The organism is Pseudoduganella sp. SL102 (assembly GCF_027856995.1).
GTDB lineage: Bacteria > Pseudomonadota > Gammaproteobacteria > Burkholderiales > Burkholderiaceae_D > Rugamonas > Rugamonas albidiflava.
In genome coordinates, this window is sequence record NZ_CP115554.1 from 4156735 (window position 1) to 4171920 (window position 15186).

A 15186-nucleotide genomic window follows, 5' to 3' on the forward strand; every position below is an offset into this window, starting at 1 on the left:
CGGCACGTCGGCCGATTCCCGGAGCGCGCGGGTTGTTGGCACCAGCAGCGTTGATGAACAAGAACTCGCTGCGCTGTGCGCCAGTTCCCCGCACCGCCGCCAAAACACTGGACCACAACCGCCGCAACATTCTTCTTGGCGGCACAAGGCTTTGTGGCGGGTCGCGACAGGATTGCGCGCTTGCGTCGTGAGCTCGGCGTGCGCTGCAAGCAAAAGCGGAAATGCAAGGCGACCACGAACTCGAATCATGATCTACCGGTCGCCGATAACTTGTTGAATCAGACCTTTGCTCCCACCCGGCCAAACGAAGCCTGGGTGACGGATATAACGTACATCGCCGAAGGATGGCTTTACCTCGCCGGCATCAAGGACGTCTTTACATGCGAAGTGGTTGGCTACGCGATAGGCGAGCGCATGACGCAGGGGCTGACCGCTCAAGCGCTGTGGCGGGCTGTGAAGAACAAACGCCCGGCGCCAGGACTGATTCACCATTCCGATAGGGTAGCCAGTATTGCGCGCATAAATATCAGGAGCTAGTTGAACAATTTGGCATGCAAGCATCCATGTCACGCAAGGGGAACTGCTATGACAACGCGCCCATGGAAAGCTTCTGGGGAAGCCTCAAAAACGAGTTGATACACCATCAGCGCTACGCTACGCGAGCTGATGCAAAAGCCGCAATACTGGAATACATCGAATGCTTCTACAACCGCCAGAGGCGCCACTCACGCCTCGGCTATATTGCGCCAGCACTGTTTGCTGAACAATTCGGCAGGCAGCAGCAGGCAGCCTGAAACGAGAGTGTCCGTTATTGACAGTACACCTCACACCTCATTTCCTGCTTGCGCTGACCATCCTCGCTGGCTTCTACCTTCTGATTTTGAACGACACGGGTTTCGGTTCACCAAACGATTTCTTAAATTGTCTGCTATGGGGCCTTGGATTGCCGATGGGGACAATGACAGCGGCTACCGTTGTCATCAACATCAATTCTGTGTATCGCCCAACGCCCCAGTAACCGCAAGAGCTCGTTTGGTTGAGTATCTCTTTTAGGCTCGTGTCACAACAGGTCGTCTTTGAGGGTTATCGATGCCTGATTGTTTATGCTTTGCCAGCGACCGCGCGATAGCGAGCTCACTCAAGGTTGATTTGGCGAAGCAGCTTCTGTCGCGGCACCCCGCTGGAGGCGAAGCCAGTCGAGATTGGAACGTAACCGCTGCGTGCCGGTTTGAATGCTTTCGATCACAACAATCGACTCGGCTCCTGCAGTGGTACCGGCCAATTCGTGCGTCGCGGTAGCCAAGTCGACCGACAAGGCCTCGCGTCCCGTCAATGTACGCCATCCCACCACGAGTCGCGTCACAGCACTGAACAATACGGCTACCTGTTTTTCCTGTTGCAGCACTTGCGCCAAATCGGTGACCAGCGCCAGCGACCGTGCAACTGTCTCAGGCGTTGGTGGTGGCACCCCCGGGCCATGGGTGGCAATGAACGTGGCATGTGCCGCATCGAGCTGCCCAAGCTCCCTCGTCATATCGAGCGACGCCGCAGTGGCGTCTGCGCGCTGGTCGCGCGGCTGGCCCAAGTCATCGGCTATCGCGTCGAATCGCGCTTGCGTCGCCTGGAGTAGTTTCCGGGCCTCGCGGAAGTGCAACAGATAGTCATCTATCGTTTCGCTTGACATGTCGGTCTCCCTTTATCTGCACTATTTGGCTGCGATGGCAGCGTCGCTGGCTTTGCGCATGGCATCCCGGTTCGCCTTGACGCCATTTCGCACTGCTTCAACAAATGCTCGGTGCTCCTTCCACCGCGTCTCGGCACTAAGCTCTTCACTCATGATCAGCGCGGCGCGTTGCGTAGCGGACAGCGACTCATCGGTGACAGGCGAGCTCGTCGTCGCGCCAGTAATTGCCTCGACCCGCTTCAATAGTGCCGGGTCATTTGCCGCCTTGAGCGCACTCGCATCCGCAGCAGCGGTCAACGCATCCGCCACGACGAAACCTTGAAGATCACCGGCCGATCGGCGCACGGTCGCATCAACAACGGCGCGTGTATGGGCCTTGGCGATATCCTGTTCTTGCAGGATCAGGGATTCAGTAATGAGGAACATGACAAGTCTCTGCTGACGCTGGAAGTCGGTAACGCTTTGCCGCAATTCACCGACCAGCGCGGCGGTATTCTGCGCTTGCCGCGAGACTTGTGGCACAGTCGAACATCCCCCTAGCGCTACCAAGGTCATCAGAAGTAAAAGGTATCGCATCAGTTCACTCCCTCCCCGATCCACAACAAACTGACGGCGTTGATGAAGCTGACGAGCGTTTCCGGTTTGATGCCGCCCTGGCCATAGGCAGCGAGCTGTTCGATACTGCCACCAATGAGGGTCGACCATTGATTCAAACTAGCCTCCGCATAGATCAGAGCGCGCTCGCGCTGGAGGTAGTGCTGCTCATAGCTCAGCTTATCGACTTCTCCCTGGACACGGATTTGCGCATCCAGATACAAGCCAGCGGCTTCGAGCAATCCAGCATGTACACCGGGTGTTATCGCCCCGTTCTTGCCGCTCATCCCAGCGTTATCAAACACACCGCGAAACGTCAGCGGCAATGCCTTCGACATTCCTAGTAGCGCGATCGCGCCCCGTGCTCTGACCAAGGTTTCAATCTGTTCGTGGTACAGCGCCACGACTGCATCGAGCACAGCGATCTCGCGCTGTTCCGAGAGAATGTCCTTTTCCAATGCGTCACTCTGCGCTTTCTCGAAGTCGCGCTGCATCAGCAAGGGCTGGAGTGAAGGTATTCCGGTGGCGGCTATCTCGGCCTTGGTCTCTTCGAGCCACTTCGGGAACAGCCGGAAGAATAAGGCAGCATTGCTAGCCGACGCCGGCAGTGCGTCACCATCCTTAGTGTCCAGCACCGCAGTGAAGAAGCGGTCAATCGCCGCCTTGCGCTCCTTCGACAGGAAAGCCAACGAGTACTTGTCGTTGTCTGACAGACTGTCCACCTGCTCAAATGCCGCTCTGGCGTCTTGCAGCGCTTTAGTAATCCGGACATTGACGTCCGATTGCTCTGTTATGCCTTCCTTGGCCGAGTCATACGCCAAGATTGCGGCTCGGTAGCGCAGACGTTGGGCAACCGTCTTTTTCTGTAAGTCGCCAATGCGGGTCTGTAGCGCATCTCTTTGTGCTCTTGCCTGCGCCAGCCTTGAGGTCGCTCCCAAGGCGATGCCCTCCGTGGCATGGAGGTCCTCACTGCCGCAGGCCGCAATCAACTCCCTAATGTAGCCTCGCGCCAATCCATCAGCCTTGCTGACCTCCGCGAGCGCCGCTCGCACGTCGGCCTCATTACGCACCGCCGCGCAATCAGGCACTTCGATACCGATGTGCTGGAGCAGCCGGCGCTGGCTACTCACGGCACTCTTTGCATCTCTTTCACGCTTAGCGGCAGCAGCAATGCTTGTAGCGTTAGCGGGACTATCCGCCAATGCGATCAGCGTGGCGTCGATCTTCGTAAATAGCTTGTCCTGCACAGTGCCGCCTGCTGCCATCGCATTGATTTCGGCAGCCCGTCGCGCCACGGTCAACCGGTCGGAGGTAATCGCCTGTTCCTTTTGGAGGCCGGCCAAATTTTGCCGCGCCAACGCAACTGCCTGGTTGACAGCCGCTGTCTCCCAAGCGCTTTTCAGTGCGACACTCTGCTTTTCACGAGTTTCACTATGGACACGCATGCTATTGCATCCGGCGACTAGAGCAGTCAATAAAAAGATAAGCGCACATGCTGTTCGGTGTTCGCGCATGTATTTCCCCTGTCTTGTCAGTGCACACATCGCAAGTATCGTGCACAACGAGTTCAGCAGAATCGCCTGTTGTAACTATTAGTTTTATTTTTGGAGCGTGACAATTGGTGAGAATGTTGTGCTTGTTATACGAGCAAAATACTTAAGGGTACGTCTGCGTTGTTCATCTCCGTGTCCTACAGGCAACCCCAAGATGAGTAAAGAGCGTACGAATATTCCCTGGATTCAAGGCACCGATCTTCAGGACTTGAAAGGGGCCCAAATGCATGCTGCCCTTGCGGAATCTGGACTTACACCAGTTCGGTAGACAAATCCTGACCTCAAGTTCGAGGCCTTTTCAGGCCACCTTGTCTCAGCGCCGCACCGCTCGCGGTCATTGCCTGTCGCCTTGCTCGCCAGGGCAGACACCATCTGTCTTTACTGCCCACAGCACTTGAGCCAACAGCGAGCGGGCGTAACCTTGTTCTATCCCCACCAAAGGAGATCAACCATGGGAATGTTCACCGAGCTATACCCGCTGGCCGTCACGACGCGGCTGGCCATGCTGGTCAGTGCCGATGCGGAACGACGCGTGATGACGATCTCCGTCATGCCGCGTCCGACGCAGGATGCCACTGCCAAACTTGCCACCGACCTGACGCTCACCGCCACGCCGGAAGATTTCGATGCCGGATTCATCGAAGCGCTCACCGGCTACCGCGTCAAACTCGTGCCGCTGTTGGAGCAAGCTGCGGCTGCTGGCCGCGCCATCGAAGCAGCCCATGTCAATCCCCCAAAGCAGCCCAAGGCCGCAGACAAACCCGCCAAGGCGACGGCACCGCCCAAGCCATCCGCGCCATGTGCAGCCCCCCGCATCGCTGCCGCCGATGGCGAGAACGACGCAGTCGAGGACACCAACCCGAACAACGACCCTGACCGGGACTGGATGAAGAACCGCCAGCCCGAACTGTTTTGAGCAGGAGGCACCATGAGCATCACCATCACTGAAACCCTGCGCCGCTACCGCTACAACGGCATCGAACTACCCGCGCCGCCGGGCATGTCGCCGCGCGACGTGCGCGACCTGCACAGCGCAATCTTTCCGGAACTGATCAGCGCAGAGATCGTCATCGCAGACGAACTGGTAAACGGCGTGCAGGAAGTCACCTTCCGTCGCAACATCGGCACCAAGGGGCGGCAATGAACTGGCGCGAGTTCACGGCGCTGACCGAGGAAATGGCAGCTGGCAGCGTCGCAGAGAACGCCGCCGCCATCCACCGCGCACTCGGCAAGCGAGCCCTCGGCCACACGGCGGCGTGCTGGCTGCGCTTCGCCAGCACATGCAGCAGCACTCCGGCCAACCTCGCCGACCTGCCACGCGCGACCGCGCCCTCGCCATGGCTGCCACCCACGCCCTAGCGATTGCCGGCCAACCGGTGCTCGCCGACGATATACCGGCCTTGATCATGCCCGCCGCAGGACAGCGGGTGGCTGGTGTGCTGGCCCGCTACCTCGTGCGCGGCGGCGCGGTGACGGAGCGCAGCTTTCCGCAAGCCAGCACCGATCCGCTCCTGGCCTGCGCTGCCGTGCTGTCGGCATGGCTGCACCAGCATATTGGCGAGACAACGTGCCTGGCTCCCGTGTTCTCCTTGCAGCCCGTGGAGACGTGCAAGGTGGACGAGATCGAGGAAACGCAGGCAGTACAGGAGCCATCCGATGTGGACCGCGTGCGGGGAATGCACATCTACTGGGGAGAAGGCTCGGTGCATCGCTGGGCCGTCGGTCCTCGCCTGGACCGGCTAGAAGCTGTCGTGCCCGGCCTCGGTGCCACGGTGCTGCGCGTGCTGGAGGACAAAAGCTGGGCTGTCTATCCCCTCTTCACGCCGTCCATCGCACTGGACGAGGCATCCCACCTGTACTGGCTGGACGAACCGGACGAAACCGAGTACCTCGATGAACACTGCGATGGCGATCCGGAAGCGCGGGACGCCATGCAAGCCGAAACGGTGACGCGCGCAGAGATCGAAGCCGCGTTCCCCGCATGGGCATTGCGGCGGACTGCGGGGCTGTCGCAGCGACGCCTGCATATCCTGTCCGAACATCACGATGACGCCTTTGTGCGCCGCGCGGCGGCACTGGCGCTGGCGCTGGCCCGCACACCGGTATCCGGTGACTTCACGGCACGGCGTGAAGGGCTCTTTACCGGCTTTGGTGCGGTGTTGTGCTGGGCGGACGACGACGTCGCCGTACGCGTGTCGGATGACTACGCGGACTACGCATGGCAGGCCGATTCGTTCGACGAGATCGGGGAAGTCGTGCTCCCCGCCGACCACCCGCCGGCCCTGCGCCGATGGATGCGGATGATCACGCCGCACCTGCGCGCCATTGGCCTGATCGACCGCTTGCTTGCCCACCTGTCGGAGTGATACTGGTTGGACAGGAGGACACCATCATGCCAGCACAGTTCCGTATCGAAGCCCCGCGCGCCGCCAGCCTCGTACTGGCACAGGCGGTACTCATCTACCGGGAGGCACAGCACAACGCCACACATGCTTACGCCAGCATTCATCGGGTCGATCTGAGCGGGGGCCGTCCGGTCATCCTCGCCGGCAAGCCCATGTCGCCGCGCGCGGCAAGGCGGCTAGCCCGCGAACTGGCGCGGCAGGCGCCCGCCTCGGCATCCTATCTCGACGGGCGCCTGCTCTATGCGGGCGACACCTTGCGCGTGTGGTGGCACCCCGCCGAAGTACGCCACATCGCCTTTCTCTGCGCGGAACTTGGCGAGCGTGGCGAGGCGGTACCGCATCCGGCGCTGGTGTTCGCGGTCAGCGCCAAGGGCTGGTGGGTCTGGGCCTGCAAGGACAATGTCCGCCCCACGCCAGAAACGCCGCTGTGCCGGGCGCCCTACTTCAATGTCAGCGACCTTGGCGTGATTTGCCAAGGCAGCACTGTCGTGCCGACGGGCGAAGCCAGCCATTGCATCGATGCATGGACCAACGCGTTCTTTGGCTCCTTCTTCTCCCATCCCAACGGCACAAGGACGGTGCGGTACAAGGACGGCGCCTACGCCTTCTGGAAGGGCTTGCTGGATGCGCCGCCGGCGCGATTTCCCTCGCGCGCCCTGATCGCAATGGACAGGACGCTGGGCGACATGGTCGCCCTCTTGGGAGACGGCCATGACTGATCCACGTGACGCCGCGTTGCTGGCTGCCTGTCCCGTTATCGCCGCGCCCCGCCATGGCGCCCTGCCGCCGATGTCACCCGGACTGCGCCTCCTGGTGGCCGCCAACGGCGTGTTCGTGCAGGTACGGCTGCCCTGGCTGGACTGTCTGCAGCGCTGCGGTGGCATCGACAGCGGACTGCCTCTGCCCTATGGCGCGTTGTCGCCATGGCTGCGCCTGTCCTTCGGGGTAATTCCTGCCGATCTGCTGCGCCGGTTCATCGCCTCGGCACGGTATGCCGCGCCCAACGAGACGGCCGCTGCGATCATCCATGACGGGCGATCCGGCATGTTACGAGTAGCGACCTGCGAGACGGTCGAGGCCGACCTGGACCATGTCGTCTACCGTCTCCCGCTCCTCGCCGCCACCGAGCAGGTGGTACTCGACCTGCATTCCCACGGCGATACGCCGGCGTTCTTCTCCGCGCTGGACGATGCGGACGACCGCGCGATCAAGCTGTGCGGTGTATTCGGGCGAGTGCGCAGCCGCCATCCGGAAGCGCGCTTCCGTCTTGCCATTAACGGGCTGTTCATCGACCTGTGTGACCAATGGGACAGCGTCGTCGGACTAACCAGACTGGAGGGCGAAGCATGATAACCAGCCTGCCACACCGTATTCCAGGCGAATTGCTAACGCGGCGCGTGACCATCCACCTGGCCGGGGTGGGTGGCAATGGCGCACAGATGGCGGGTTGTCTGGCGCGGCTCGATATCGCCATGCGCGCGCTCGGCCACCCCGGCGGCCTGCACGTGCATGCGTTCGATCCCGATACTGTCAGCGAGGCGAACGTGGGGCGCCAACTGTACAGTCATGCCGACGTCGGCGCGCACAAGGCGGTGGTGACGATCTCGCGCCTGAACCAGTTCTATGGACTGGATTGGGACGCCAGCGTGCATGCCATCGAAGACACTTGGCGAGGCGACTATAGCCTTAGCCAGCGCAACGCCGATATGCTGATCAGTTGCGTGGACACACGCGCTGCACGGCGACGCATGCATGCCTACTTGTTTGCGGGCGATCATTACCGCTACTGGCTGGACCTGGGCAACAGCCAACACGATGCGCAGGTGGTACTTGGCCAGCCTCCGACCTTCCATAGGCCGGTGGACGCCCAAGAGCGGCTGCGCTGCGTCACCGAGCGCTATCCTGAACTGCTGGACGACACGGCGCAGGAGGACGACACGCCGTCTTGTTCGGTGCGCATGTCGCTGGCATCGCAGGGGCTGTTCATCAACGACGTCGCGGCGCGCTACGCAGCCCAGCTGCTGTTTGAGTTATTCACTTCCGGGGGCATTGAATCGCAGGGCGTCGTGATCGATTTGCAGGCGAAACGCGCTGCACCAATGCGGCTGATGCCTGCAGAGGGCACCAATGGACCGCCGTGAAGATGGTGCAAATCACCACGGTGTCGCCACCACGCCGCCTGGCATGGCGGCAAGCTGCGCGAAAAAAAACAACCACTGTCATGGCGCCTTTCTCGCTGTAGGTTGGCAGGGCGGCCATACTGCGCCACCCGCCAAATCCAATGACACCGCCCTTCCGCTCAGCAGACGCCTTGATGCGGCTTGGCAGGGCTTGCAAAACAGCGGAGCGCCGTTAGCTCGGCATCCATTCGTGCGCTGGCAAATCCCTCCTGCCACATCGTGGCGAACTGCTCATTGCTGGAGAAGCGATCGGGCATGACCCGCTCTCCCCGCAGGTAAGCCGCATAACCGTGCTGCATGACACGCCGAAAGATCGCTTGCAGCTGCTCGATCTCGGCGTGCGGGTCCGGCAGTGGCTGCCATCTTGCACGCCAATCTTCCATGTCCAGCCATTCCACCAGTCCCGGCACGACATCGCCATCGAGCGAATCGCTCGATAACCGTTGTCGCCATGCGGTGTTCTGATCACGCATTCCGTCCATGTTTTACTCCCTTCGACTGCCTCAGCTCGCCCACAGCCACGCCGCCATAGCAACGGCAGATATCCCTGGCCGAGCACAAGGAGCCATCTCTCAGATTGCAGAAGCAGATACAGGTGCGGTTAATGCGAATGAACGGCGTACCGTCCCTCGCACGCAACCGCCTGCCCGGCCTCAACTCTTCCAGCCACACCAGCAGCGGGGCATACAGCGCGTCGTACGACGCATCCCCGCCCTCCGGCACCAGATTTCCGTCCATGCGCTTCATGATGACCTCCCTCCTCGCATGATTGCCGATTCTTCCAACGACCATCGATCGCGACGCGCCCAGGTTGAACACGCCATAATCCGTGCCTAATATGGTCGCAGCGAACCGGGCTTGTGCAAGTACCCTTGCACCGCTTTTCCATTCACGACATCGACACGGTGAACATGCCATGCTGAGACTAGGCTCCCACATCCGCCTGACCGCGCCCGAAATCGAATACCTGTTCTACGTCACGAATATCGATCCCGGGAACATCCGCAGTCTCGCCCAACTAAAGCGCTATATCCGCAAGTGCAAGCGGCACTATTGGGGTACTTCCCAGGCAACCCGGACGCTGCATCGCATGATCGATGACGCGTACCAAGGCTGCCTGGCTGGCACCATCCTAGCCACCGCTTGAGCTACCGGCTTGTGCCGCGGGCGCGACTTTTGCCGGTTTCGGCTTCTGCTTGCGCATCGGCCGCTTGCTCATTTCACTCAGTTGGATTTCCGCCGGCTCGCCATGGCGGGCCAACAGCGCTTCACAGGCACCGAGGCAGAAGCGACCGCAACGGATCAGCGCCACGACCGGCCAGCCAAACACCCCGAACAGCAACGCGCGAATGGCCTTGCCCACCGCATGCGCCCTCGCCTGCCGCTCCTTCGCGATGCGCAGCGACTGGCGGCAGCGCAGATACAGGGCAGAATGCAGCCGCCGGGCCTCGTCGTCCTGGTCCATGTGAGCGATGAGTTCAGCGGCAACCGTGGGGTTGCCCACGGAGTGGTAGAACTCCGACCACAAACGTTCTTCTTCACGGCCCATCCGGCGTACATGCCGGTTGCCACGTTCTTCCTTCTCCTGGTACATGGTGACCTCCCAAAAAAACGCGCAGCACCATGCCCTCGCGGGACGTCGATGCCCCGCTGGTTCAACAAACACATCCAATGGTAATGTCCGCGCGAGCGGACGTGAAAAAGGCCCGTGATTCTTGCGAATCAGGGCCTCAACCGAAGAAGCGAAACATCAGCTTCTTGTCAGCACGGGCAGTGATGCCAATGCCAATCTGCTTGCACTACGATGCTAAGTCCTCCGCGAAGCGAAGGATGGAACTGGCAGAGACGCCAGCAAGATGAAGACGGGTGACGACCGCAACGCCCTGGAAAACTCAGGGTCCAGAAGCAATACCGCGATGGCATGCGCCTGGAGCATTGTAGGAACGATTCCCACAGAAAGCCTTTACATCATGGCACCTGGAACACGGAAATTCAAGGGGCTTTGCACGAGGCGTGTACTGCAACTCGGTGCGCAATACAGAGACAGGTACGTTCACGCCGCGCCTCGCCAATCCATTGCAGGATCATTGGCAGCTCCTATAATTTCCATATCCCCCCACCACTGCAATCCCGCGTGCATCATGGCTTCCGAAGCAGACGACGATTTTATCTATAGCTACGGCATTGTGCCCCTGTCGGCGGCACCGCGTAGCGGCTGGTGCCTGCGGCTCTACGAACACCACATCACCGTGGCAGAGCAACATTTTCCGACCGCTCCAGGCAGCCTGGCGCAGAGCATGAACTGGTGGTACACGTTGAATGACGTGGAGCGCACTGAGTACACGATCTCCTTCAACGGTATCGTGGAAGCCTACAACGCATATCTCGTCGGCGCGGCCTACGCCGAGGCAGAAACGGTGGCCTGCGCGTGGCTGGACGCGCACAGCGGTTCCTAGCTTCTCCCGCCGATACACTGGTCTACCGCTGTCCTGCATAGTCCCCATACAGACGGGATCAGCCCTTACCGGGCCGCCACGCCCCGCCTTGCCCTTAGCCGGACATCGAGCACGCGCTCCCTCACCAGGCGGATCAGACGCTCACCACTCAACAATGCGATCCCGCCTGCGTCCATCTGCGGATACAGCGCCGCACCGCTACGGCCGGTATGCACGAACAGGCCCCCATCGAAATCCTCCGACGCCAGCACTTGGCTGAAAGCGCAGACGTGTTCCAGGCACACGTGGTGCCGGTACCGCTTGGACTGCACGGCATACCAGCCACGTCCCGGCAACCACACCGTGCCATCCACGCCGCCATCGCCACTGTAGCGCCTGCTGCGCAGTACCAGGAGGCCCACGTCCTCCAGCGCCGACATCACAACCTCCTCGAAGACCAGCGGATCGACCGCACGCAGGTAGGCCAGGCTGCGCGCCCCCACACTCGGTTCGGTGAAGCCACGAACGGCACGCAGGACGCGCCGCGACTGGCGTACATTGCGCTGGTGGCCCGGCAGTCCAGATATCCTGCCGGCGTTGAGCCAGCGCGAGAAACAGCGGATGGCTAGCTTCGACAAAGCTGTTCGCCAGCGGCGAAAGCGTGCAGCCCAGGCAGCGTCCCAATCGGCATGATGTTGACGCGATCCGGCAAAGCGATGGCCATTCTGTGACGGCGGTGCGTCACCCTTGATGCGGCGCGCTTGCTTCATTGTCCGTTCCTCCTTCCTTACGCAAAGAACCCAGATAGGCGGTGCTGACCTGAGGTCGATGATGACCAAGTTGCTCTGCTACCTGGCGGTAGGCCTCCCGCCGCACGGCCGGGTCGAGCGCTGGGTCGCCGCCACGCACGGGCGAGCGCACCGTCGCGATCTCGAAATACAAATCATTGGCAAACTGGTGGCGCAGTCCGTGCGCGGTCACGCCCAGTCCCTTGCGCGATATACCCACGGTACGCACCACGTTGGAGAACCGGTCGAGCGATTGCTTGAGCGTCAGGCCTGGGCACCCGACATGGCCATCCCTGGTCCTCGCAATGCGCCTGGCCTCCTCCAGCGCCTCGCGCTGCTCGTCGCTGCGCACTGCGGTATAGCGGAGGTGGCCGCCCTTGGTGCCACGCTTGATACGCAGGAAGCTGACGAACCGCGTTGCCGCCGGATGGTCTTTCGGCAGCGCGTAATCAGGTACCTCGGCCACATGCGGCGAGAACATCACCGCCTCCTTGCGGCGCATGCCGAACGCGAGCATCAGGCGCAGCTGGATGCCTACGTACCTGTCCAACTCGGCGACCTTGGCAACCAGCGCCTGCGCATCGACGCCATTCGCCGCCCAGCTGAAGTCGCGTTCCGCAGCATAGTGCCGCGCCACCAGCGCCGGCTCTTCCACGTAGGCTTTGACCTCGCGCACCAGGCCGGCCTTGCCGATCCATCCGGCGAACACCCGCAGGACGGACAGCTGCTGCTGGATGTATGCCGCGCTGCAGGCCTGCTCCCGCGCTGCCATTCCGGCCGCAGGCTGCGCACACCAGTAACGTACCAAGGCCCGAACGTGACGATCGCCGATGTTGGCCGGCGCGACCATGAAGCCGAGCTGGCGCAGCAACCCGAACATTCGGAACAGCGACTGTCGGCGCGCCTCGCGGGTACCGTGGGAAATCGTCTTGTGGCGAAACGCGTGCATCTCGTTGTGCCGCTCGATGATGGCGGCCAGTTGTCCTTTCCAATCGCGAACATAACTCATCTGCCACTCCTGCTGTTCGCCAGCGACCAAGGCCATCGCGCGTCGATGTGCAACGCCCCGCGTCGACCAGCGTCCATCCGTTTCTTCCTTCGGTGCCGCCACTGTCCTGCCGCACTGTACTTGGCCAAACCGATCCTGCCGTGCTGGCCAGGCGCGACAAGTCCCGGGACTGTTGTCGCCGCGCTGGTCCCGGTCCCAGGCGTGCGTAGTGGATACCTTCAGTGTCGTAAAAATGCGCATGTACACGGGCGGCGGATTTCGCCTTCCGTCCCGTGCTTCGCCTCTCGGGCGAACAGGGCCGCGACCAATGCGGCCAAAGACAGCAAGTGAGGGCATCCCATGCCCTGAATACCTGGAGTCACCTCACACGGTTATCCCCGGCCCTACCACCAGGCCGCTTCGTGATGCCGCATGTACCATGTCGCGCAACGCTTCGATGACGTCGCTACGACACGGCGCCGCTCGCGCGGTGACCATGCTTGCAGAGGGGTGTATTCGAAATCGAGGGAATGGCATCGCCATTCCTCTGCACCCGGTCTTGCCGGATGCGCTCAGGATGTGCCACGGGCGGCATGGGCCGATCGAGGCCTGCCATGTATTCATGGGCGCGAAGACCCACTTGCTCAGGAGAAGATCGAGAAGCTATGTTCCAGTGTCGTCATCCTCGTTGAGGAGAGCACTGGCACAATCGGCGCCTGGTAGCACGCTAGATTATCGGCATCGCCGATCTGAAGACGGGTTACGACCGCAACGGGCAATATCGCAGGCCTGCGCCGCATTGAGAGCACGATGCTCACGGAAGCGGGTCCGGACAGTGTAGGCAGAATAGGAAGCGAAACGGGCGTTGTCAAGGAGCGCGTGCGCACGAAAAATTGTGATTTTGGTGCCAGAATAATTTGTAGGTCAAGAATTCAGTAGGCTTTCCCCTATGGCGGGACCAGTCCTCCGAACTCCTCTGATTGTAAGTGGAAGCGAGCAGCACCGTTATGCCCAAGCCAAGCAGCTTCCCCGATCAATAGCATCGTATGTGGACCTGATGGAGCCGGACTAGATCCGCCTCCATGCTCATGGTGTCCTCAAACTTCGTGCTGACTGCGGCCCTGGCAGTTCTGCATCAGGCCCGCATCCGTAGTACTCCGCAAAATGGCCGTTGGAACGGGGTCATTTCGCATGGACCGGGCCGCGCCAGGCACTGATACTTTCCTTTTCTCACGCAGGAGAAGAATCATGGAGCCCATTGTGCGAGCGGTCGATGTCGGCCGTGGAAATACGAAATTCATCAGCGGGATCAAGAATGGAGAACTGCGGTGCGAGATGTTCCCGTCGCAGGCCCACCCATCGGAGGTAGCGGTAGAGGCCGAGGCATGGGGCGCCCGCCGTAAAACCGTGGGCATCCCCGCCGGCGGCCTGGTGTACGAGGTTGGCCCCGACGTGCATCTGGCCTCTGACGTGTTCAACGCGAACGTGCTGCAGCACGATCGCTACTGCGACACGCCGGAATACCTGGCGCTGCTGCTCGGCGCGCTCCACTACATGCAGGTCGACCACATCGATCTGCTGGTGGTGGGTTTGCCGGTCGCGACCTACAAGCTCAAGTCATTGGTGACGGCACTGGAACGGCGACTCACCGGTGACCATGAACTGGGCAAAGGCAAGCGCGTGAAGGTCATCCGCGCGAAGGCGATCGCGCAACCGGCAGGTGCCTTGATGCACTATGGCCTCATGCAGGGAAAAGTGGCCCAACTACGCAAGGAGCGAAGCCTGATCATTGATCCGGGCCGGCGTACGTTCGATTGGCTGGTCACGCAAGGCATGCAGCAAATCGAAAAGCGCAGCCATTCGGTTCCCCGCGGGATGCACGATGTCCTGCACGCCATCGTGGAAGGGATCAGCCGCAGCACCGGTTCGCATTACCGCGACTACGACACAGTGGATACGGCCCTGCGAACGGGAAAGCAGCCTGTGGTATTCCAGGCGGAGTATGACCTGGCGCGCCACCTGCCGCTGGCAAGGAAAATTCCAGAACAGGCAGTCGCCGAAATGCTGCACTACGTGGGCGACGCCAGCGACATCAGGAACATCATCCTGGTGGGCGGCGGGGCATTCTTCTATCGGGCCGCGCTGAAGAGCGCATTTCCAAATCACGCCATCCATGAGCTGAAGGATCCGATTTTCGCCAACGTGAAGGGATTTCAGCAAGCCGGTATGGAGCTGGCACGCGCAGCAGTCGGAGCCGGCACCGCAGTACCGCTGCAGCCAGAGGTCACGGCGGGAGGCCGCGATGAGTAAAACGCTCCGCATCAACTTCGAACTCGACGAAGCAGACAATCCGCCGCTGTACGATGAGCTTATGCGATTCACCAAAGGGGCCAAGCGAGCGAACCGCCTGCGGACGCTGGCCTATGCAGGCTTGATGAGCCAGATGGGAGCCAATCCCGCCAAGGCGTCAAGTGAATTGGAGCCGCAGGCTACGTCCGCAGATCCGACGCATGCGGCCGCGACGCTGGAATTATTCGGACCTGCGCTTTGAACCAGGCC

At 61.2% G+C, this 15186-nt stretch carries 19 protein-coding genes and 1 pseudogene; 12 read left to right on the forward strand and 8 right to left on the reverse strand.

The features are described 5' to 3' along the window. Positions 1-135: 135 nt before the first annotated feature. Positions 136-794: pseudogene (locus OU994_RS17535) on the forward strand (IS3 family transposase); the annotation flags it as partial. Between the two features lie 344 nt (positions 795-1138). Here the strand turns inward: OU994_RS17535 and OU994_RS17540 are convergent. Genes OU994_RS17540 through OU994_RS17550 form a run of 3 tightly spaced genes read right to left on the reverse strand, consistent with a single transcriptional unit; the run spans position 1139 to position 3792 of the window. Further along, the gene (locus tag OU994_RS17540; RefSeq protein ID WP_281606925.1) at positions 1139-1684 is read right to left on the reverse strand and encodes a hypothetical protein; all 546 of its coding nucleotides are present in this window, start codon (positions 1682-1684) and stop codon (positions 1139-1141) included. 21 nt (positions 1685-1705) lie between these two features. After that, positions 1706-2260 carry a hypothetical protein gene (locus OU994_RS17545; protein ID WP_281606926.1) on the reverse strand — a complete coding sequence of 185 codons (555 nt, stop codon included), beginning with the start codon at positions 2258-2260 and terminating at the stop codon, positions 1706-1708. Next, entirely contained in the window at positions 2260-3792 is a 1533-nt protein-coding gene (locus tag OU994_RS17550; RefSeq protein ID WP_281606927.1) for a hypothetical protein, read from the reverse strand. The genes OU994_RS17545 and OU994_RS17550 overlap by 1 nt, the downstream gene beginning before the upstream one ends. A gap of 490 nt (positions 3793-4282) precedes the next feature. Between OU994_RS17550 and OU994_RS17555 the strand changes: the two genes are divergently transcribed. Genes OU994_RS17555 through OU994_RS17585 form a run of 7 tightly spaced genes read left to right on the forward strand, consistent with a single transcriptional unit; the run spans position 4283 to position 8377 of the window. Beyond that, positions 4283-4747: a PRTRC system protein E gene (locus OU994_RS17555; protein ID WP_281606928.1), complete on the forward strand. Its 465-nt coding sequence runs from the start codon at positions 4283-4285 to the stop codon at positions 4745-4747. A gap of 12 nt (positions 4748-4759) precedes the next feature. Next, positions 4760-4975, forward strand: a complete 216-nt coding sequence (locus tag OU994_RS17560; protein WP_281606929.1) for a PRTRC system protein C — start codon at positions 4760-4762, stop codon at positions 4973-4975. Further along, a complete protein-coding gene (locus OU994_RS17565) occupies positions 4972-5190 on the forward strand; it encodes a hypothetical protein (RefSeq protein WP_281606930.1) in 219 nt (72 codons plus the stop codon). The genes OU994_RS17560 and OU994_RS17565 overlap by 4 nt, the downstream gene beginning before the upstream one ends. Then, the gene (locus tag OU994_RS17570) at positions 5169-6197 is read left to right on the forward strand and encodes a PRTRC system protein F (protein WP_281606931.1); all 1029 of its coding nucleotides are present in this window, start codon (positions 5169-5171) and stop codon (positions 6195-6197) included. The genes OU994_RS17565 and OU994_RS17570 overlap by 22 nt, the downstream gene beginning before the upstream one ends. 26 nt (positions 6198-6223) lie before the next feature. Further along, a complete protein-coding gene (locus OU994_RS17575) occupies positions 6224-6955 on the forward strand; it encodes a PRTRC system protein B (RefSeq protein WP_281606932.1) in 732 nt (243 codons plus the stop codon). Continuing rightward, complete coding sequence (locus OU994_RS17580) at positions 6948-7586, forward strand: PRTRC system protein A (protein WP_281606933.1); 639 nt, start codon at positions 6948-6950, stop codon at positions 7584-7586. The genes OU994_RS17575 and OU994_RS17580 overlap by 8 nt, the downstream gene beginning before the upstream one ends. Continuing rightward, entirely contained in the window at positions 7583-8377 is a 795-nt protein-coding gene (locus OU994_RS17585) for a PRTRC system ThiF family protein (RefSeq protein WP_281606934.1), read from the forward strand. Before OU994_RS17580 ends, OU994_RS17585 begins: the two co-directional genes overlap by 4 nt. Positions 8378-8535: 158 nt before the next feature. Here OU994_RS17585 and OU994_RS17590 read toward each other — a convergent pair whose 3' ends face one another. Together OU994_RS17590 and OU994_RS17595 are read right to left on the reverse strand one after the other, a co-directional pair. Beyond that, positions 8536-8898, reverse strand: a complete 363-nt coding sequence (locus tag OU994_RS17590) for a hypothetical protein (protein ID WP_281606935.1) — start codon at positions 8896-8898, stop codon at positions 8536-8538. Further along, positions 8882-9163, reverse strand: coding sequence for a hypothetical protein (locus OU994_RS17595; protein ID WP_281606936.1), 282 nt, complete (start codon positions 9161-9163; stop codon positions 8882-8884). The genes OU994_RS17590 and OU994_RS17595 overlap by 17 nt, the downstream gene beginning before the upstream one ends. Positions 9164-9332: 169 nt before the next feature. On the opposite strand from OU994_RS17595, the gene OU994_RS17600 reads away from it, so the two are divergent. Further along, the gene (locus OU994_RS17600) at positions 9333-9563 is read left to right on the forward strand and encodes a hypothetical protein (protein ID WP_281606937.1); all 231 of its coding nucleotides are present in this window, start codon (positions 9333-9335) and stop codon (positions 9561-9563) included. On the opposite strand, the gene OU994_RS17605 is transcribed toward OU994_RS17600, so the two are convergent. After that, on the reverse strand, positions 9549-10010 hold the full coding sequence (locus OU994_RS17605; RefSeq protein ID WP_281606938.1) for a hypothetical protein: 462 nt from the start codon (positions 10008-10010) through the stop codon (positions 9549-9551). The genes OU994_RS17600 and OU994_RS17605 overlap by 15 nt on opposite strands. A 547-nt stretch (positions 10011-10557) precedes the next feature. On the opposite strand from OU994_RS17605, the gene OU994_RS17610 reads away from it, so the two are divergent. Next, positions 10558-10872 carry a hypothetical protein gene (locus OU994_RS17610; RefSeq protein WP_281606939.1) on the forward strand — a complete coding sequence of 105 codons (315 nt, stop codon included), beginning with the start codon at positions 10558-10560 and terminating at the stop codon, positions 10870-10872. A 65-nt stretch (positions 10873-10937) separates the two neighbouring features. Here the strand turns inward: OU994_RS17610 and OU994_RS17615 are convergent, their stop codons facing one another. Together OU994_RS17615 and OU994_RS17620 are read right to left on the reverse strand one after the other, a co-directional pair. After that, entirely contained in the window at positions 10938-11621 is a 684-nt protein-coding gene (locus tag OU994_RS17615; RefSeq protein ID WP_281606940.1) for a restriction endonuclease, read from the reverse strand. Continuing rightward, complete coding sequence (locus tag OU994_RS17620; RefSeq protein WP_281606941.1) at positions 11593-12648, reverse strand: integrase domain-containing protein; 1056 nt, start codon at positions 12646-12648, stop codon at positions 11593-11595. The genes OU994_RS17615 and OU994_RS17620 overlap by 29 nt, the downstream gene beginning before the upstream one ends. 1227 nt (positions 12649-13875) lie before the next feature. On the opposite strand from OU994_RS17620, the gene OU994_RS17625 reads away from it, so the two are divergent. Together OU994_RS17625 and OU994_RS17630 are read left to right on the forward strand one after the other, a co-directional pair. Beyond that, positions 13876-14937 (forward strand): PRTRC system protein D, encoded by a 1062-nt coding sequence (locus OU994_RS17625; protein ID WP_281606942.1) that lies wholly within the window; start codon positions 13876-13878, stop codon positions 14935-14937. Beyond that, entirely contained in the window at positions 14930-15178 is a 249-nt protein-coding gene (locus OU994_RS17630) for a hypothetical protein (protein WP_281606943.1), read from the forward strand. Before OU994_RS17625 ends, OU994_RS17630 begins: the two co-directional genes overlap by 8 nt. Positions 15179-15186: the final 8 nt, after the last annotated feature.